General features: G+C 39.3%; 22 protein-coding genes. 20 read left to right on the forward strand and 2 right to left on the reverse strand.

Annotated elements, in window-relative coordinates:
* From xseB to SDEL_RS02570, 11 genes are all read left to right on the forward strand, one after another.
* Positions 1-195 carry an exodeoxyribonuclease VII small subunit gene (xseB, locus tag SDEL_RS02520; RefSeq protein ID WP_012856291.1) on the forward strand — a complete coding sequence of 65 codons (195 nt, stop codon included), beginning with the start codon at positions 1-3 and terminating at the stop codon, positions 193-195.
* A 5-nt stretch (positions 196-200) separates the two neighbouring features.
* Positions 201-992: a carbon-nitrogen hydrolase family protein gene (locus tag SDEL_RS02525; protein WP_012856292.1), complete on the forward strand. Its 792-nt coding sequence runs from the start codon at positions 201-203 to the stop codon at positions 990-992.
* Complete coding sequence (locus SDEL_RS02530) at positions 989-1,654, forward strand: HesA/MoeB/ThiF family protein (protein ID WP_041666424.1); 666 nt, start codon at positions 989-991, stop codon at positions 1,652-1,654. Before SDEL_RS02525 ends, SDEL_RS02530 begins: the two co-directional genes overlap by 4 nt.
* Before the next feature lie 28 nt (positions 1,655-1,682).
* Positions 1,683-2,813, forward strand: a complete 1,131-nt coding sequence (locus SDEL_RS02535; RefSeq protein ID WP_012856294.1) for a succinyldiaminopimelate transaminase — start codon at positions 1,683-1,685, stop codon at positions 2,811-2,813.
* Positions 2,810-4,123, forward strand: coding sequence for a UDP-N-acetylmuramate--L-alanine ligase (gene murC, locus SDEL_RS02540; protein WP_012856295.1), 1,314 nt, complete (start codon positions 2,810-2,812; stop codon positions 4,121-4,123). Before SDEL_RS02535 ends, murC begins: the two co-directional genes overlap by 4 nt.
* Positions 4,123-4,464, forward strand: coding sequence for a hypothetical protein (locus tag SDEL_RS02545; protein ID WP_012856296.1), 342 nt, complete (start codon positions 4,123-4,125; stop codon positions 4,462-4,464). Before murC ends, SDEL_RS02545 begins: the two co-directional genes overlap by 1 nt.
* A gap of 2 nt (positions 4,465-4,466) precedes the next feature.
* A complete protein-coding gene (locus SDEL_RS02550) occupies positions 4,467-6,668 on the forward strand; it encodes an endonuclease MutS2 (RefSeq protein ID WP_012856297.1) in 2,202 nt (733 codons plus the stop codon).
* Positions 6,669-6,745: 77 nt separating this feature from the next.
* Positions 6,746-7,855: a succinyl-diaminopimelate desuccinylase gene (dapE, locus tag SDEL_RS02555; protein ID WP_223295856.1), complete on the forward strand. Its 1,110-nt coding sequence runs from the start codon at positions 6,746-6,748 to the stop codon at positions 7,853-7,855.
* The gene (locus SDEL_RS02560; RefSeq protein ID WP_012856299.1) at positions 7,852-8,226 is read left to right on the forward strand and encodes a RidA family protein; all 375 of its coding nucleotides are present in this window, start codon (positions 7,852-7,854) and stop codon (positions 8,224-8,226) included. Before dapE ends, SDEL_RS02560 begins: the two co-directional genes overlap by 4 nt.
* A gap of 105 nt (positions 8,227-8,331) precedes the next feature.
* Positions 8,332-9,672, forward strand: coding sequence for an FAD-dependent oxidoreductase (locus tag SDEL_RS02565; protein WP_012856300.1), 1,341 nt, complete (start codon positions 8,332-8,334; stop codon positions 9,670-9,672).
* A gap of 47 nt (positions 9,673-9,719) precedes the next feature.
* A complete protein-coding gene (locus tag SDEL_RS02570) occupies positions 9,720-10,409 on the forward strand; it encodes a class I SAM-dependent DNA methyltransferase (protein ID WP_012856301.1) in 690 nt (229 codons plus the stop codon).
* Here the strand turns inward: SDEL_RS02570 and SDEL_RS02575 are convergent.
* Together SDEL_RS02575 and SDEL_RS02580 are read right to left on the reverse strand one after the other, a co-directional pair.
* Entirely contained in the window at positions 10,406-10,894 is a 489-nt protein-coding gene (locus SDEL_RS02575) for a hypothetical protein (protein ID WP_012856302.1), read from the reverse strand. The two genes, SDEL_RS02570 and SDEL_RS02575, sit on opposite strands and share 4 nt — an antisense overlap.
* A gap of 77 nt (positions 10,895-10,971) precedes the next feature.
* Positions 10,972-12,024, reverse strand: coding sequence for a chemotaxis protein CheX (locus SDEL_RS02580; RefSeq protein WP_012856303.1), 1,053 nt, complete (start codon positions 12,022-12,024; stop codon positions 10,972-10,974).
* Positions 12,025-12,199: 175 nt separating this feature from the next.
* Between SDEL_RS02580 and pyk the strand changes: the two genes are divergently transcribed.
* The 9 genes from pyk to SDEL_RS02625 all read left to right on the forward strand — a co-directional run bounded on the left by pyk (position 12,200) and on the right by SDEL_RS02625 (position 19,589).
* Entirely contained in the window at positions 12,200-13,645 is a 1,446-nt protein-coding gene (gene pyk / locus SDEL_RS02585; RefSeq protein WP_012856304.1) for a pyruvate kinase, read from the forward strand.
* A 95-nt stretch (positions 13,646-13,740) separates the two neighbouring features.
* Positions 13,741-14,049 carry a 50S ribosomal protein L21 gene (gene rplU / locus SDEL_RS02590; RefSeq protein WP_012856305.1) on the forward strand — a complete coding sequence of 103 codons (309 nt, stop codon included), beginning with the start codon at positions 13,741-13,743 and terminating at the stop codon, positions 14,047-14,049.
* A gap of 39 nt (positions 14,050-14,088) precedes the next feature.
* Positions 14,089-14,346, forward strand: coding sequence for a 50S ribosomal protein L27 (gene rpmA / locus SDEL_RS02595; RefSeq protein ID WP_012856306.1), 258 nt, complete (start codon positions 14,089-14,091; stop codon positions 14,344-14,346).
* Between the two features lie 131 nt (positions 14,347-14,477).
* Entirely contained in the window at positions 14,478-15,584 is a 1,107-nt protein-coding gene (gene obgE, locus SDEL_RS02600; protein WP_012856307.1) for a GTPase ObgE, read from the forward strand.
* Positions 15,565-16,332 (forward strand): glutamate 5-kinase, encoded by a 768-nt coding sequence (proB, locus tag SDEL_RS02605; RefSeq protein WP_012856308.1) that lies wholly within the window; start codon positions 15,565-15,567, stop codon positions 16,330-16,332. The genes obgE and proB overlap by 20 nt, the downstream gene beginning before the upstream one ends.
* Positions 16,333-16,375: 43 nt before the next feature.
* The gene (gene fmt, locus SDEL_RS02610; RefSeq protein WP_012856309.1) at positions 16,376-17,335 is read left to right on the forward strand and encodes a methionyl-tRNA formyltransferase; all 960 of its coding nucleotides are present in this window, start codon (positions 16,376-16,378) and stop codon (positions 17,333-17,335) included.
* A complete protein-coding gene (locus SDEL_RS02615; RefSeq protein WP_012856310.1) occupies positions 17,316-17,951 on the forward strand; it encodes a biotin--[acetyl-CoA-carboxylase] ligase in 636 nt (211 codons plus the stop codon). The genes fmt and SDEL_RS02615 overlap by 20 nt, the downstream gene beginning before the upstream one ends.
* Entirely contained in the window at positions 17,948-18,733 is a 786-nt protein-coding gene (locus SDEL_RS02620; RefSeq protein WP_012856311.1) for a ParA family protein, read from the forward strand. The genes SDEL_RS02615 and SDEL_RS02620 overlap by 4 nt, the downstream gene beginning before the upstream one ends.
* A gap of 1 nt (position 18,734) precedes the next feature.
* Positions 18,735-19,589 carry a ParB/RepB/Spo0J family partition protein gene (locus SDEL_RS02625; protein WP_012856312.1) on the forward strand — a complete coding sequence of 285 codons (855 nt, stop codon included), beginning with the start codon at positions 18,735-18,737 and terminating at the stop codon, positions 19,587-19,589.
* Positions 19,590-19,605 lie beyond the last annotated feature (16 nt).

Here is a 19,605-nt window from a genome sequence, read left to right on the forward strand (position 1 = left end):
ATGCAAGAAGAAAAAGAGAGTTTTGAAGTAAAACTAGAGCGTGCCAAAATCATTTTAGAGAACCTTTCTAATCCTGAACTCTCCTTAGAAGAAGGGATGAAAAAGTATCAAGAGGGTATTGCGATTTTAAAAGAGGCGACGAAGATGCTTGAAGAGGCGAAACTCACTTACACGCAATTACAAGAGAAGGAATAAAAGCGATGAAAATAGCGGCATTGCAACTAAGCACCTTACCGATGAGTGAGGCAAAGCTGGATTATTACTTTCGTATTTGCAAACAAGAAGGGGTTGAGGTCGTTTTGCTGAGTGAATACGCACTCAATAGCTTTTTTAAAGAGTTAGAAAATATGCCCATCTCAATGATTAAAGAGCAATCTAACCATAAAATTGAAGCGTTGAAAAAATTGTGCGCCGTGTATGATTTACATGTTATCGCTCCCATTGTGAATGTCAAGGGTGATTTTTGTTATAAGTGCAATGCCCATTTTTCACCCAAATCGGTTCATTTTTTTGAACAGCAGTTTCTCATTAATTACAAACATTGGAATGAAGAGAAGTTTTTTGCCAATGCTATTTCTAAGTACACTTTACCCCTTTTCTTGCATGGCGGACTTCGTTTTGGCATTGTGAGTGGGTATGAATTGCATTTTGATATGGTGTGGGTTGAGGTGATGCGTAAAAATGTGGATGTGGTATTAATCCCTACTTCTTCAACCTTTGAGTCCTCAAAACGCTGGGAAGAGCTGTTAAAACTGCGCTCCATGCTCAACAACGTCTATATTTTACGAGCCAATCGAGTAGGCACGTATAAAGAAGAGGAAACATGGCAGTTTTACGGACAAAGTAGTTTGCTTTCTCCTTTTGGTGAAGTAGAGCTTAGCTTAGGCGATAAAGAGGAGATGCTTGTAGCGAGTATTGAGAAAGAGAGCTTAGCGGAAGCTAGAAAATTATGGGGTTGGAAAAAACACGTACTCAAACGAGAGGCATTATGATGAACTATTTTCACCGACAAATTCAGCTCTGGGGCGAAGAGAAACAAGCCTCTTTGCAACATAAAAAAATTGTCATCATTGGGTGTGGAGGGCTAGGAAGCTCTTTAGCCTATGCACTAGGCAGTTCAGGTATTGGTGAGATACATCTCGTTGATTTTGATACGGTGAGTGTGCACAATATTCACCGTCAAATTGCTTTTAAAGTCGGGGATGAGGGTAAGTTTAAAGCCCAAATTGTCAAACAAAGCATAGAAGAGCGTTGCCCGTATGTCAAGGTTTTTGCGCATGTTGGACGTTTAGAAGACTTTACATGTAAAGGCATTGGCGTTGATTTAATCATCGATGCGACCGATAATTTACCCACACGCGCTTTGATAGATACGTATGCCAAAGAGGTTAAAACCCCGTGGCTTTATGGCTCGGTGGAGGCATTTCATGGGCAAGTGTGTCTCTTTGAGCAGAGCAGTTTTAAAGCCTTTGCCATCAGTAACAAAACCCCTGAGGGCATTGCAGCACCTATTGTCATGCACATCGCCTCCTTGCAAGCCAATTTAGCTTTGCGGTATCTTGTGGGTCTTCGTGTTAAAAAAGATTTGCTCTATTATCTTTATTTTAATGATGAGGGTGAACTGATGACTCAAAAATTGAATATGCCTCATTAATTATCTTTACATGTAAAAAGGAAAACCATTGCATTTTGAACCCTATCCCTTTGAAAAACTCAGTGAATTACTTAAAAATATAACACCAAATAGTGTGTATCCAGCGGTTTCTTTAACCATTGGTGAACCGCAGTTTGATACGCCTGATTTTATCCAAGAAGCACTCAAACAAAACAGTGCCTTACTCAATAAATACCCAAAATCCTTAGGCGAAGCGTGTGTGAATGAAGCACAGCGCAGTTTTATGCAAAAGCGTTTTGGTGTGGAACTTAAAGCCAGTGAGCTTATTCCTACTTTTGGTACCAGAGAGGTGTTGTTTAATTTTCCTCAATATTTTTTATTTGACAAACCAAATCCCGTGATGGCGTACACCAATCCCTTTTATCAGATTTACGAAGGGGCTGCGATTGCCAGTCGTGCAAAAGTCATTCATTTAAATCTTAGCAAAGAGAATGCGTTTAAGCCTGATATGAACACGCCAGAGCTTCAAAATGCGGATTTGATTATCTTAAATTTCCCAAACAATCCAACCACTTCTACTCTCTCTTTGGAGGAGTTAAGCGAGTGGGTACGCTTTGCGCTCAAACATGACATTGTGCTTTTAAACGATGAGTGTTACAGTGAAATTTATGCCGATATAAAGCCAGTATCGCTTTTAGAAGCCTCTTTATATGTAGGAAATCACAGCTTTAAAAATATGTTGGTCATTAACTCCATTTCTAAACGCAGTTCCGCTCCTAGTTTACGCTCAGGCTTTATTGCTGGGGATGCAAACATTTTAAAAGGGTACGCACAGTATCGAACTTATGTGGGTATGGGGATTCCATTGCCGATTCAAATGGCTTCAGTTCTCGCATGGAATGATATGGAACATGTGGAACTTACCCGCAAAGAGTATGCTAAAAACCTCTCTTTAGCGCAGGAGATTTTAGGTGTGAAAAAGGTGGATGCAACCTTTTATGTCTGGCTAGAGGTGAGCGATGATATAGCCTTTACATGTAAACTTTACGAGACGAAAAATATCAAAGTCTTACCTGGGCGATTTTTAGGACGTGAGGGCATGGGTGAGGGATATGTGCGCATTGCGTTGGTGGAAAATAGTGAAAAAACAGAAAAAATTTTAAAAGAGATTGCAGCATTTATGAAGGAAAATGATTGAAAAGAAGAGTTCATTTTGTAGGAATTGGCGGTATTGGACTGTCTGCTTTAGCGAAGTATTTGAAACAAGAGGGTTATGAGATTACAGGCTCAGATATTAAAGCCACAAAAATTACGGCGGGGTTAGAAGAGTTAGGCATCAAGGTGCGTATTCCTCACAACGCTGATTGTATCACCGATCAAGATTTGGTGGTTTACTCTGCGGTGATTAAGCCTGATAACGTGGAACTCGTACGTGCACGTGAAAAAGGGATAAGCGTTATGCCACGCCGTGAAGCGCTTTTGTTTATTTTAAAAGACAGACGGGTTTTCTCAGTCTGTGGAGCGCATGGTAAAAGTACCACGAGCGCTATGCTTGCCTCATTGATTGAGGGCTCTTTAGTCATTGGAGCGGAGAGCAAACAGTATGGCACCAATATGTACTACAAAGAGGGCAATAATGTCATTTTTGAAGCCGATGAGAGTGATGAGAGTTTTTTAAATTCCAATCCTTACATTGCGGTGGTGACGAACGCTGAACCTGAGCATATGGAGTACTATAACTACGATTTGAACCGTTTTTATGGGGCGTATCGCCACTTTTTACAGAGTGCGAAAATTCGTGTGATTAACGCTGAAGATGAGTTTTTAAGCACACTGAGTGAGCTTGAAGCCACCAGACTCTATCCCAGTCAAGATATTAAAAACATTCAAACCTTGATGCACGAGGGTGAGCCTTATACCTCTTTTGAACTCAAAGATTTGGGACGTTTTGAGGTGTGGGGGATTGGAGCGCATATGGCTCTGAATGCTTCTTTAGCCATTTTAGCGGCGTTGCATGAGATGGATGTGGAGAGTGTGCGTGAAAAACTGAAGTTTTATAAAGGGATTAAAAAGCGTTTTGATATTATCGCCAAAGAGGATAATTTTGCGTTAATTGATGATTATGGACATCATCCCACAGAAATTAAAGCAACGCTTGGTTCTGCTAAAATTTACGCTAAATTGATGGGGCTTCAAAAGGTAACGGCTATTTGGCAACCGCATAAATACTCACGCACTATTGATAATTTAGAGAGTTTTGTCTCCTGTTTTGAAGGTGTGGATGAGTTGGTCATTTTACCTGTTTGGAAAGCGGGAGAGAAAGAAGTTTTTATTGATTTTGAAAAAGAGTTTGCACGCTATGAACCGCTCTTTGCGCCTCGAATTTATCGAAAAAATGATAGTATAGAACTCTTTCCAAACGAAGCAGATCACCGTGTGTTTGATGAGGGATTGGTGATTAGTTTTGGTGCAGGGGATATTACCTATCAACTTCGAGGAGTTATCTGATGCAACTTTTGCTTTTTATTGCGATTGTTTTGCTCTTAAGTGCTTTTTGGTACGCTAAAAAAGAGGTTTTATCAACACGCACTAAACTCTTGCTTTTAGGTTGTATTCTCATGACGATTGTGGCGGGGGCGTTTTATGAGTGGAATGTCGCTCAAAAAAGCGCACACAATCGAGCCATGCTTAATGCTTTTAAACAGGGAAAAACATTGGTATGTGGGCAAAGAGAAGTTCATCAAAAGGATTTTATTTTTGTCAGTGGCACGATGAGTTTTATTCCCAGCGATACCAATAAAAATGATAAAGGTGTCGTGATAGACATCTTTACATGTAACTTGAAATAACCATGGAAAAACTTTTTTCAAAGCTTGATTTGGTCGATTATGCGACCTCTTTTAAGCACTTTTTAGCCCGAGAAAAACCTCTTTTTATGGAGGGTGATGCTAACTTACATTATAAACTCATTCATGAACTTTTGATGCGTGATCGCCTAAAGCCTTTACCAGAAGTGCCTAATTTAGATGTCGCACTGATGCATTTAAGCAAACTAGGTGTGCTGAGGCTTTCTGAAATTTTTGCCTTTGTGCAGATAATTCGTTACTTTAGTTACCTCAAATCCATTTTACGTGAACAGAGTTTGGGTGAATGGATGGAGCGCATTGTTATTCCTTTGGATGTGCGCTCGATTTGTGACTATTTCGATGAAAAAGGAGAGCTTAGGGCGAGTGTGGATGAACAGTTTGCGCATATTGCGAAAAGCTTGAAAATGATTAAGGAGGAGATGAACTCCACCCTTAGACGTCTCATTTCCACGGAGAAAATTGCCCTCTACCTTGCCGATAAACAGATACACTACATCAACAATCAAGAAGCGCTTCTAGTGCGTGGCGGGTTTAACCATGTCTTAAAAGGCAATGTCATTGGTCGCAGTAGCAGTGGTTTTTTCTATGTGGTTCCAGAAGCGCTTTCAAAATTAGTCAGTCGTGAAAGTGAACTCTTAGATAAAAAAGAGGAGTTGGTCTACATGTACGCCAAACAAATCTCCTCACTCTTTAGCAAGCAGTTAAAATTTTTAAGCTTTGTCAATAAAGAGTTTGATCGTTTTGATGCCTACTATGCCAGAGTTGCTTATGCCAGAGAAAAAGATATGGATTTTGTGCTTCCTTCTAAAGGCAACGCTTTAAAACTGGAAAACTTTGCTCATCCCGCTCTTTTACATCCAAAGCCTATTAGCATTGATTTTAGTAAACAGGTGTTGATGATAACGGGTGTGAATGCGGGTGGAAAGACCATGCTTTTAAAATCCATTTTGAGTGCGGCGATTTTAAGCAAGTACCTCCTTCCCATGCGTATAGATGCAAAACACTCGAGTATTGGCTCGTTTAAAGAGGTGTTTGCTATTTTGGATGACCCTCAAAATGTGAAAAATGACATCTCCACCTTTGCGGGGCGTATGAGCGAATTTAGCAAACTCTTTGGCAAAAAAGCGACCCTTGTGGGCGTGGATGAGATAGAGTTAGGAACGGACGCCGATGAAGCGGCCAATCTCTTTAAGGTGATGATAGAAAAACTGATTGATAAAGAGATGAAAATCGTCATCACCACGCACCATAAACGCTTAGCATCCCTTTTGGCGACACACCCTGAGGTAGAACTTTTAGCCGCTATTTACGATGAAAAAACCGAACGTCCCACGTACAGTTTCTTAAAAGGAACGATTGGTAAAAGTTACGCCTTTGAAACGGCTCTTCGGTATGGCATTCCTCAAACACTCGTAGCTGAGGCTAGAGTATTGTACGGCGAAGATAAAGAAAAACTCAATGATTTGATTCAAAAAAACATTGATTTGGAGCTGAAAATGCGCCAAACCTCTGAAGAGCTAGAGGCTAAATTGCACGAAGTCGAAAAGCTCAAACTCTCGTTAAAAGAGGAGAAAGAACGGGTCAAGGATGAGTTTGAGTTGGCGTACTCGAAGATGGCAAAAGAGTTTCAAGAAGCCATTGGTGAAGCCAAAAAAGCGATTAAAAGTAGTGATACCAAAGAGTCGCATCGTCTTTTAAACAAAGCCAATCAACTCCATCAAGAGACCAAAAAAGTGATTCCTGAGCATAAACCTGAACCTTTGGTGGTGGGCGATAGAATTAAATATGGAAGCTCTAAGGGTGTGATTAAGAGCATTAAAAAAGAAGAGGCGATGATTGAGTGCGATGGTATTAGCTTACGTGTGCCTCTTTCCAAGCTCAAACGTAGTGGTAATCAGCCAAAAGTTCAACGTGCGGGAGTGAGCATTTCTAAAGAGACTCCTAGTGCTTCGATGATTTTGGATTTGCATGGACTCAGAGCCGATGAAGCGATAGAGCGGCTCGATAAATTCTTAAGCGATGCCTTAATGAGTGGCTTTGATGAGGTGCTGGTCTATCATGGCATTGGCACGGGTAAACTAGCTTATGCGGTCAGAACCTTTTTGAGTACTTACCCTGCATTGGTTTCGTATGGCGATGCGCCAATCAATATGGGTGGTTTTGGTGCCACACTGATTAAACTTTAAGAAAACTTGAGAGAAAAAGATAACCTTAAAAAGAGAATAAATTTTAAACAAGACTCTTTTAGAATGGAAAAATGATGATAAAAACAGATGAACTTTTTTTAAAACTTTTACGATATGTTTCAATCACACCTGAAGAGGATGGCGCATTTGCCTTTATAAAAGAGTATTTGAGTGATTTTGAAGTGATTGAAGTCAATGTAGAAGAGACGAAAAATCTTTTTTTATATAAACGTTTTGGCGAGGGGGCACACCTCTGTTTTGCAGGACATATTGATGTGGTGCCTCCAGGGCAAGGCTGGGAGAGTAATCCTTTTGAGCCTGTGGTGAAAGAGGGTGTGGTGTATGCCAGAGGAGCGCAAGATATGAAGAGCGGTGTGTGTGCTTTTCTTCAAGCGCTTAAACAAGCCAAGACGTTTCAAGGTACGCTCTCAGCTCTTTTAACCAGTGATGAAGAGGGTGATGCCAAGCATGGAACGATAGAGGTGCTGAAATGTTTAAAAGAGCGCTCTTTCTTGCCTGATTATGCCATTGTAGCGGAGCCGACTTCTGAGAAAGTCTTTGGCGATGCGATAAAGGTGGGACGAAGAGGTTCTATCAATGGGGTGATTGAGATTAAAGGAAAACAAGGACATGCGGCTTATCCTGAGAAAACTATCAATCCCGTGCATCAAATAGCGCCACTACTCTCTAAACTCGCAGGTCATCAGCTAGATTGTGGCGATGAATTTTTTGGCCCCTCGATGATGGTCATTACGGATATCAGAGGCGGGATGGAAGTGAGCAATGTCACGCCACAGAATCTCAAAATCATGTTTAACGTACGAAACTCTACCAAAACGACTGCTGAAGCGATTGAGCAGTATATTTGTGACGTGCTAAACGGGCTTGATTTTACGCTACGTTTGAATCAAACCGCTCATCCTTTTGTAACATCTAAAGAGTCTTTGATTGTCAAAGCCGTTGAAAAAGCACTTTTACATGTAACGCAAAAATCCCCCAAACTCTCCACGGCTGGAGGTACAAGTGACGCACGTTTTTTTGGTGCGTTTGGGGTAGCCACGATTGAGTGTGGGGTGGTAAACGATACCATTCATGCGCCCAATGAGTGTTGTCCCTTAAGCGAAGTAGAAGCACTTGAAGCTGTTTTTAACCATGTTATAGAACATTTTACAAAGGAAGAAAAATGAATGTTATCTCAACTCCCGATGCGCCTTGTGCCATTGGACCTTATTCTCAAGCGATTGTCGCCAATGGAATGGTTTTTACGTCAGGTCAAATTGCCTTGCGTCCTGATGGTACATTTTTAGAAGGCGATATTAAGGCGCAAACCACGCAGGTTCTTGAAAATCTTCAAGCAGTGCTCAAAGAGGCAAAGAGCAGTTTAAATCATGTGGTTAAAACCACCATTTTTTTAGCCAATATGGATGATTTTGCCAGTGTCAATGCCGTGTATGGAAGTTTTTTTGGTGAGCATAAGCCCGCTCGTAGTACCGTAGCGGTGAAAACATTACCCAAAAATGCTTTGGTGGAAATCGAAGCGATTGCTTTGCAATCTTAAAGTGGATAGATTAACCTATAAATATTAAATTAGTTTAAAGTTTTTGTTGGATGTTTTATAATAAAATGCGTTACCCTAAAATCTTAGAGTAGGAAGTTTTTTATCATGACAAAAAATCACTATGACGTCTTAGTCATTGGCGGCGGTATCTCAGGAGCAGCTCTTTTTTATGAGCTTGCCAAATATACGGATATTAAGCGTATTGCGCTTGTTGAAAAGTATGAACGTTTAGCAAAACTTAATTCTGCTGGAACTTCCAATTCCCAAACCATTCACTGTGGTGACATCGAGACAAACTACACCTTAGAGAAAGCAACCAAAGTCAAAGAGACTGCAAGCATGGTCGCAAAGTATTGTGTACAGCATGGTCATCAGGATAAATTTTTGTTTGCTCATCAAAAAATGGCAATCGGTGTGGGTGATGCTGAAGTGGATTATATGCTGAAGCGTTACGAGGATTTTAAAGATCTTTATCCTTATTTGGAAGTCTTTGACAAAGAAAAACTTGCCAAGATTGAGCCTAAACTTGTCTTTGATCAGTATGGCAAAGAACGTCCTGAAAACATTGTCGGTGTGGGTGTTGAAGGTGGACAGTACAGTACCGTAGATTTTGGGCAGATGACAGAAAGTTTGGTCGAAGAGGCGCAAAAAATTGAAGGCAAAGTTGCCGATGTTTTCTTAAATTCACAAGTGACTAGTATCACAAAATTGGGTGATATGCATGTCGTGATGACCAAAGATAAAACCTTTACCGCAGATTTTGTCGTGGTCAATGCCGGTGCTCACTCGCTTTACCTTGCGCATGAAATGGGCTATGGGCTTGATTTTGCGTGTTTACCCGTTGCGGGAAGTTTTTATATGACCAAGCAAAAAATGTTGAATGGTAAAGTTTACATGGTTCAGCATCCAAAACTTCCGTTTGCTGCACTGCATGGTGACCCTGATATTTTGGCAGGAGGCTGTACCCGTTTTGGACCGACTGCGTTAGTGCTTCCAAAATTAGAGCGCTACACAGGGGGTACGTATCTTGATTTTTGGCAGACATTGCAGTTTGATACCAAAGTTGCCAAAGTATTTTATGATTTGATGAAAGACAGCGATATTCGAAATTATATTTTTAGAAACTTCTTTTTTGAGGTACCAAAGTATGGTAAAGAGCTTTTTGTGAAAGATGCTCGAAAAATCGTACCTTCCTTACAAATCGAAGATATCGAATACGCACATAACTTTGGTGGTGTAAGACCTCAGGTTATTAATAAAACGGAGCAGAAATTGATGTTAGGAGAAGCGAGCATCAATCCGGGTACGGGTATTATCTTTAACATGACGCCAAGTCCTGGAGCAACCAGTTGTTTAGGCAATGCCCGTCGTGATACACGTATTTTATGTGAATACCTCGGTAAAACCTTTGACGAAGAGTTATTCAAACAAGAACTCGTTGATTAAACCTCTTAAGAGGCGTGGTTTCACGCCTCTTTTTTTAAAGAAGTCTGATGATAAATCCTCTTGATCTTTACGCAAAAATAGAATCCCTCATTGGCTTTGATGCCCAGTATGAAATGCTGTATCAGAACTATTTAGCCCTCTTAAAATCTTTACATGTAAAGACTATTTTAGATGTCGGCTGTGGTAATGGAAAATTCTTAAAACATCTCAAAGAGAATGGCTTTGAGGCTTTAGGGATTGATAGAAGTACTAAAATGGTGGAGCGAGCCCTTGCTTTGGGTGTGAATGCTTCCACCAAGGAGCTTTGTGAATGTGAAGCGGAGGGTTTTGAATGTGTGGTGGCGATTGCGGATGTGCTGAATTACATTCCACCCCATGAACTCGATGACTTTTTAAATGCCATTGCTTTTTGCTTGCCAAAAGGGGGCTATTTTGTCTGTGATGTCAATACACTCTATGGTTTTGAAGGTGTAGCAGAAGGCGTTATGTGTCAGGACAATGGCACACAATTTTTGTGTGTGGACGCAACGTTTTCGAATAAAGAGCTTTTTACCAAAATCGTTCTTTTTGAAAAGGAAGGTGCGTTATATCGTAAAGAGGAAGGAAACATTATCCAATATTTTCATCCGCTTTCATTTTTTAAAAAACTGACAGCGCTTAAATTGGTTTCGACCAAGCCCATCACCCTTTTTGGGGATGCGCCTGATAAAACCATTTTAATTTTTCAAAAGCGTTAAGCCAAATCTTGCAAAAAGGTTGTGAGCGTTGAGGTTTGCTGTTTCAGTTCATCCTCAGCTTGCATCTTCTCTTGTAACTGTTTACGATACGCATCTAGCATCTCATCTAAACTCGCCAGTGCATGAGCCCGTTCTTCTCCCACAAGAGGAGTTTGGGCATCTTCACTAAGCCCTAGCTTATCCATAAGCTCTGCTTTTTTCTCTTCAATCATCTTTTCAATTTTTTCAAAATTGTAATCTTGATAAAATTGAAGCGCACCTTTGGTTCTAAGTGCTTCTTTAAAGGATTCAAGGGCTTCATCTTGTGAAGAAGATGTTAGCGTCTCAATCGGTGTTTCATTAGATGTTTCTTTTTGCTTAATGCTGATTTCACTCTCTAAAATAGAGGCAAAAGCATTTTTAGCCTCTTCGTTTTTAGTGGCGATAGCATTGAGTGTTTGTTGCAAAAAGGTATTCACTCGTATTTTACTCTCATCAAGGCTCATACGTACCTCCTTTGGATAGATACAGCATAACAAGCAAAAAAGGTTCCCTTAGCATCATCTCGTTACATGTAAAAGAGTTATTTGGTGATAAACATGTAAAAAGGTTTTTCATCTAATTGCATATCAATCCAAACGCCATTGGAACCTAGTGTATCTGCAAGAGCGGCTTGCATTGAGAGGTAGGTTTTAGGAAGTTCAAACAGGACTTTGAGCTCTTTTTTAGAGAAGATAACTTTAGCCGCACCTGTAATGATATTACAAAATTCTGCAACACCATCGACAATGGCAGCATTGTCTTCCTCATCCACAGGCTCACCCAACATCGCTTCCAAAGAGATGAGCGCAAGATCTTTAGGAAAAATGAGAAAGAAAATACCGCTAATATCCCCTTTAAATTTCATTGCCGCAATAATCGTTTGAGCAGGAATTTTTTCATTAAAAGGTCTAATCTCATGTTTTATTTTTTGAGCTTCAAGTCCTGTCATGGTGACCAATGAGTTGACGGCTGTATCAATAAAAACAGGCAAATTGATAATGAGTTGTTTGGAAAGTCCTAAACTCTTAGGTTGTGAGGCTCCACTTTTAGAGTGATTGACTGCGGTGTGGGTAATAGTCATATCGTATTTTTTAGCCGACGCTTTGATTCTAAAATCTTCTGCATCATTGGCTTGTACAATAGAATAACCGAGTTTGGAAAGCTCTGCGGTGATTTTGGTCGCATTTTCAGCATCTTCATCATAAATTAAAACATCAAGCTCTTTTTTAAGAGCATTGGGGTTTAAAAAAAGAAACGCTGTTTGAATATTTTGAAACAGTTTCAAAGAGGTTGCTGCACTTAAGCGTTTTAGATATGGGAACAGCTCCTTTTTATAATCGCCAATGCTTAGTGGAATTTCAAGCTTATGACTCAGCTTTTCTAATTGCATCACAAGATTTCCTAGCGCAGGGTCTTCTTTAGCAAATGGAGAATAAGGAGCGTGTTTGAGCGAAATAAAAATGCCTTTAATGCCTCTTTCTTTAAACGTAGAGGCTTGTCCTGCAATGGTGTTGCACAGTACACTGTTCCGACTTTCTAAAAGTGTTTCATTGTAATGAAAAATTAAAACGGAATGTTGAATGGTATTTGTCATGCAAATATCTTATTTGTTAGGATTATAAGTGTTCATGATAGCATAGAAAGCTTTTAAATTCATTGAAAGTGAATAAAAGTTCATCACTTCTACATGATGAATGGCTAAGCCTTATGATATAATTTTGTAACCATAGCGTGATAAGATAGAATGTATTTTAAATAAAGGAAAAAATATGGATAAAAAGACCAAAATTTTAGCAACAGTTGGACCAGCAAGTGATAGCGTAGAAGTTTTAGAGGGATTAATTCGTGCGGGTGTGAATGTATTTCGCCTCAATTTTAGTCATGGAAGTCACGAATACCACGCCAGTACCTTAGCAAAAATTAGAGAAGCAGAAGCAAAAGTAGGCAAAAAAATAGGTGTTTTACAAGATATTTGTGGACCTAAAATTCGAGTGGGAAAACTTGAAGAGGATTTTATGCTTGAAACAGGCGATAGACTCTATTTTACAAAAGAGCAAATTGTAGGCAAAAAAGTAAAAGAGGGTGCTTATGAGCTCTGCATCAATCAACCACAAATTTTAGATATGCTCAAAGTGGGTGAGTATATTTATCTTTATGATGGCAATATTCGTGCTAGGGTAGTTGAAACAGGGAAAAATATTGTCACAGAAGTTGAGAACAGTGGTAAGCTCTCTTCGAATAAAGGGGTGAATTTCCCCAATACAGTGATTAATATTGAAGTGATTACTCCCAAAGATGAGGCAGATCTTTTATGGGGTGCGCAAAATGGGGTTGATTTTGTGGCCGTTTCGTTTGTTCAAAGTGCTAAAGATATTTTACATGTAAGAAATATTTTGAATGAGCATAAGTCCCGTTCGCATATTTTTGCTAAAATTGAAAAATTTGATGCCGTTGAGAAAATTGATGAGATTTTAGAAGTGAGCGATGGTATTATGGTGGCTCGTGGGGATTTGGGTATTGAAGTGCCGTATTACAAAGTTCCAAGCATTCAAAAGAAAATCATTGCCAAAGCCAATGCTGCCTCAAAACCTGTTATTACCGCAACGCAAATGTTGCTTTCCATGGCAGAAAAAGAGATGGCAACCCGTGCGGAAATTAGCGATGTTGCCAACGCTGTTTTAGATGGAACGGACGCTGTGATGCTCTCTGAAGAGAGTGCGATTGGTGTCAATCCTATTCACGTTGTTGAGGTTATGGCAGCAACGATCAAAGAGACAGAGAGTATTTATCCGTATGGAAAATTTGAGGTTTATCCTTTCTTAGATGAGACAGACATTATCTCTTCCTCAACAGCACGTTTGGCGGATCGTTTAAATGTAGAGGCGATGATTTCACTGACCAGTTCAGGAAAATCCGCTAAAAAATTAGCGCGCTACCGTATTCGTGCCGATATCTATGCGGTAACGCATGATGAAAAAATTGCACGCTCTCTTACGATTGCATGGGGTATTAAACCTATTATGAATATAGATACCAGTAATCTCAATGTGATGATTGGTCAAACGCTTCAACGTGGGCTTGAAAAAGGTCTTCTTGATAAAGAAAAAACGTATATTGTCACCGCAGGACATCCTTCTGGCGTTGAAGGGAGTACGAACTTTATTCGTATTTTGAAAAAAGAACAAATTGAGTATTACACCGATATGGTACTCTAAGATTCATGAGAGATTTATATCTTTAATACTTCCTTAAAGAAGATTTGGGTAGAATCCAAACCTTAAATAAAATCTCTCCCAAGAAGGACATACGCATGTATGCAATTATTAAAAATGGCGGGAAGCAATATAAAGTTCAAGAAGGCGACTATTTAAACGTCGACAAACTTGACGCTCAGCCAAAAGAGAAAATCGAAGTGACGGAAGTTTTAGCGGTGAATAACGGCGAACTTAAAGTGGGAACACCTTTCGTCAGTGGTGCAGTTGTAGAACTGGTTGTTGTCACAGAAGGTAAAGACAAGAAAGTCATTACATTCAAAAAACGTAGACGTAAAGACTCAAAAGTCAAGCGTGGTTTTAGAAGACAATATACCAGAGTAAAAGTTGTAAGCATTAAAGCTTAACCCACAAGCGTTACAAAAGATAAAGATTAGGAGTAACCAATGGCTCACAAGAAAGGTCAAGGAAGTACCCAGAATAATAGAGACTCAGCTGGACGTAGACTGGGTGTTAAAAAATTTGGTGGCGAGTTTGTACGTGCTGGTAATATTATTATTCGTCAGCGTGGAACAAAAGTACATGTAGGAAGCAATGTTGGTATCGGTGTAGATCATACAATCTACGCTTTAATTGATGGATTTGTTCAATTCCAACGTAAAGATAAAACACGAAATAAAGTTTCTGTTATTCCCGCAAACTAATTCATAATTTCACGAAGAAGAGGGGTTTCCTTCTTCTTCCTTCCTCTCAAAATTTAAATACTTTCAATGATTATACTTTTACATGTAATGATTAAAAGTATTATGTTTATACAACACACAAAGGTTTTACGATGTTTATCGATCATGTAGCACTCACACTAAGCTCTGGCAAAGGCGGCCCAGGCTGTGTCTCTTTTCGTAGAGAAAAGCATGTTATTCAAGGCGGACCTGATGGCGGAGATGGTGGCAAAGGGGGCAATGTTTATTTTCAAGTAGATAAAAATACCCACACGCTTTCTCATTTTCGTAACAATCAACACCTTAAAGCAAGAAATGGCGAACCTGGTATGGGACGTAAAATGTATGGAAAATCAGGTGAGCATTTAGTGGTGACTGTTCCCCCTGGTACGCAAGTCATTGATGCAGAAACCAATGAGGTTTTATTGGATCTTTTAGATGAGGGTGATAAACAACTCTTTTTAGAAGGTGGTATGGGTGGACTTGGTAATACACACTTTAAAAGTTCAACCAATCAACGCCCAGAATTTGCGCAACCAGGTCGAGGTGGACTGACTAAAGCAATTAAATTAGAATTAAAACTGATTGCGGATGTTGGACTGGTTGGTTTTCCCAATGTAGGAAAATCAACGCTTATTTCAGTGGTTTCCAATGCTCAGCCAGAAATTGCCAATTATGAATTTACAACCTTAACACCAAAGCTTGGCGTTGTCGTTACCGATGATTTCCAGTCCTATGTGATGGCGGATATTCCAGGGATTATTGAAGGGGCGAGTGAAGGAAAAGGTCTTGGGATAGAATTTTTACGTCATATTGAACGTACAAAATTTTTACTTTTCATGATAGATTTAGCCAATTATCGTGACCTTGAAGAGCAATATAAAACGTTAAAAAAAGAGCTTGAAAAATTTTCTCCTTTATTGGCACAGCGTGATTATGCGATTGCATTAAGTCGTTGTGATACCTTAGCGCCTGAGGAGATTAATGAAAAAGTAGACCTTTTCTTAAATCTTTTAGGTTTAAACACCAATGATTTGGCACACAAATATAAAGCCAGAGAAGATTTACATACGTATTGTCAAGATGTCTATGAAAGAGATGGCAATCTGCCCTTTTTTGTTATACCCCTTTCCTCTGTTTCTAAAATTAATGTGGATGCTATAAAATATGCATTATCAGATGTTATTCGAAAGGTACGAGATGAAGAGAGTCGTTGTTAAAGTTGGTACGCACGTTTTAAGTGCACAAAACCGTTTAAGCAAAGAGCGCATTTTAAATTTAGTTGAGTTTTTAGTGGCACTTATGGAAAAATATGAGGTCATTTTGGTCTCTTCGGGTGCCGTGGCGGCAGGATACAGTATTTTGAAACTGGATAAAAAACTCCTCCACAATCGTCAAGCCATTGCTGCGGTGGGACAGCCTCAATTGATGTCCACTTACAATAAAAAACTTGAGCGATTTGGTAAAAGTGGAGCACAGTTACTTCTGACCGCAGATGACTTTGACTCACGTAAGCGCTGTTATCACGCTAAATGTACGATTGATACTTTACTTGAAAATGGCATTTTACCCATCATTAACGAAAACGATGCCACGGCAACGGAGGAGTTGGTTTTTGGCGATAATGACCAACTCTCTTCTCGTGTAGCGTACTATTTTGGCGCAGATTTGTTGATTTTACTCTCTGACATTGACGGATACTATGACAAAGACCCTCATAAGTATGAAGATGCGAAAATGCGAAAAATTGTTCATGAGATTGAGCCAAGTGAGCTTGAAATGGAAAAATCTGCCAATTTTGCTTTTGCCACGGGTGGCATTGTGACCAAACTCAAAGCGGCACAGTTTTTATTAGAACATCAAAAATCGATGTTTATTGCCAGTGGGTTTGATTTGAGTGATGTGAAAAGTTATATGCTAGAAGGCGTTCATAAAGGCGGAACCCTTTTTACATGTAAAAACCGTTAAATCAAAGTGAACTGCTTCACTTTGATAGGTTTGGAACCGAAGTATGTATGTGAAGAGTGAACATCTGCGAAGGAATGAGAAATTGAAAATAGTTTTTATGGGTACGCCTTCGTATGCAACAACCATCTTAGAAGCGCTCTGTCTTGAACCTTCTATTGAGGTTATTCTTTTGGTGACTCAAGAGGATAAACCTGTCGGACGAAAACAGCTTTTAACACCACCGCATACGAAAGCGTGGCTTTTAGAGCAGGGTTTACATGTAGAGATTTTTCAACCTAAAACTCTGCGTTGCAAAGAGGCTCAGGAGAAAATTGCTGCGTGCCGTCCTGATTTTATTGTGGTCGCCGCATATGGGCAAATTTTACCTCGTGAAGTGCTCGATATTGCTCCATGTATTAACCTGCATGCCTCCTTATTACCAAAATACAGAGGGGCAAGTCCGATTCAGTCCGCATTACTTGCTGGCGAAGTTTACACAGGTGTGACATCTATGTTGATGGAAGAGGGATTAGACACCGGTGCCATGCTGGGATTTTCGTATCTTAAAATTGAGCCAGAGCATAATGCATCTTTATTATTTAATGCCTTGTCTTCATGTGCAGCACGATTGACGTTAACAACCCTTAAAAACTTTGCTGCACTTTTACCGATTCAACAAGTAAGTGCCAATGCAACCCATTGTAAAAAAATTAAAAAAGAGGATGGTTTAGTCTCTTTTGAACTTGACGCAATAGAGATAATGAAGCATTTTAAAGCGCTTTCTCCTTGGCCTGGAATTTATTTGGAGTCTGGATTAAAACTTTTAGATATATGTTTGGTGGATGAGAGCTCATGCAATGCGTCAGTTGGGATGATTGATGGGATTGAAACAGAGGGTATAATCCTTACATGTAAAAAAGGAAAAGTGCTTCTTAAAATACTTCAACCAGTCTCGAAGAATGCCATGCCTGCAGTGGACTATATTCGAGGAAAGCGATTGGGTCGTGGTGATACATTGGTTTGAAACGCTTGAATCCACACATCATTATTTAATAACAGCGTTACGAAATGGTACTCTTTTCGCTCCGTGTGGCGTTGGTGCAGATATCCAAACCAACGGGGTTGGTAGTCGAGGAAATCGTTGGATTGGAGAAGGGGGCAATCTCTTCTTCTCCTTTTGCCTCGAAGAAAAAGCGTTACCTTTAGATTTACCTTTAGCCTCCGTTTCCATTTATTTTTCTGCACTCATGAAAGAAATTTTAGCGGAACAAGCATCGAAGGTATGGTTGAAATGGCCCAATGATTTTTATCTTGATACACAAAAAATTGGCGGGATGATTACGACTAAAATTGGTTCGAATATTGTCGGGTCTGTTGGATTAAATATCGCTTTTGCCCCTGAAAATTTTGGTAAATTAGATATTGCCATTGCCCCAGCGCTTTTGGCAAAAATGCTGGTCGAAAAGATTACAGAAAAGAAAACATGGAAGAAAGTTTTTAGTAATTATAAGATAGAATTTGACAAAAATCGAAGTTATTCTTTTCATTTAGATGGCAAGTTGGTCTCTTTAAAAGATGCGATATTGTGTGATGATGGCTCTATTGAGCTAGAAAATAAAAAGGTGTACAGTTTACGATGAGCGAGATTATAGCGATAGCAAATCAAAAAGGCGGTGTTGGTAAGACAACGACTGCTATTAATTTGGCTGCCTCCTTAGCAGTTGCTGAAAAGCGCGTGTTATTGATCGACATTGATCCTCAAGCCAATGCTACCACAGGTCTTGGGTTTCATCGAAGCGATTATGAGTACAACATTTATCACGTTCTCATTGGGAGAAAGCGCCTTTCACAAGTTATTTTAGAGACCTCTCTTTCCACTTTACATGTAGCACCCTCAAACATTGGATTGGTTGGTGTTGAAAAAGAGTTTTATGATAACAATACCAAAGGGCGAGAACTTATCTTAAAGACCAAAATTGAAGAGATTCGAGATCAGTACGACTACATTATCATTGATTCTCCTCCTGCACTTGGAAGTATTACGATTAACGCACTGAGTGCTGCAAATTCAGTTATTATTCCGATTCAATGTGAGTTTTTTGCATTAGAAGGACTTGCACAGCTTTTGAATACGGTAAAGCTGATTAAAAAAACCATCAATCCAACCCTTGAGATTAAAGGTTTTTTACCAACAATGTACAGTACGCAAAACAATCTTTCAAAACAGGTTTTTGCTGATTTAAAAGAACATTTTAAAAACAAGCTTTTTTTAGATAAAGAGAGTGCCTCATACGTCGTGATTCCCCGAAATATTAAATTGGCTGAATCTCCAAGTTTTGGCAAACCTATTATTTTATATGATGTTGAATCTCCTGGTTCAAAAGCCTATCAAAATCTTGCCAATTCTATTTTAGTGAGTTAATATGAGTACAAAAAAAGTTTTAGGTCGAGGATTAAGTGCTATTATAGAAGACGTTGAAGAGGCGTATAAACAAGATATTGAACAAGCTAAAGATTTGGTACGCGAAATTGATATAGAGCGTATTACAGCAAATCCTTATCAACCCCGCGTGACGTTTAATGAAACAGCGTTAAAAGAGTTAAGTGAATCAATTAAACGACATGGTCTTTTGCAACCTATCATCGTAGTTGCTAAAGACAATGATTATATGCTTTTAGCAGGCGAGAGACGTTTACGTGCGAGTAAATTAGCAGGATTTACAAAAATCAAAGCGATTGTAGCTGATATTGAATCCAAAAATTTGCGAGAACTTGCGCTCATTGAGAATATTCAAAGAGAAGATTTAAATCCTATTGAACTAGCAATTGCTTATAAAGAGTTGATTGAAGAGTATCAAATCACACAAGATGGACTTTCTGAAATTATTCATAAAAGTCGTACCCAAATTACCAATACCATTCGTCTGTTATCGTTAAGTGAACAAACAAAAAAATATTTGGCTGAAGGCGTTATTTCCCAAGGACATGCAAAAGTTTTGGTTGGACTTGAGCCTAAGGATGAAGAGACGGTTGTTAACACTATTTTAGGTCAAAAATTAAGTGTGCGTGAAACAGAAGCACTGGTAAAAAAGTTAAAAAACAGTGAAGAACCTGTTGGTAAAAAAGAAAAAACCACTATTAACGTCTCTGAAGAACTGGAAATGGTCTCAGTACGCCTAAAAGAGCTTGGTTTTGAGGCTAAACCAAAATCAAATACTATTACGATTCATTTTAAAAATGGTGAATCAATTCATACTTTTTTAGAACGTTTCCAATAAATTAATCTATTTTTGT

It is taken from the genome of Sulfurospirillum deleyianum DSM 6946 (assembly GCF_000024885.1).
Taxonomy (GTDB): domain Bacteria; phylum Campylobacterota; class Campylobacteria; order Campylobacterales; family Sulfurospirillaceae; genus Sulfurospirillum; species Sulfurospirillum deleyianum.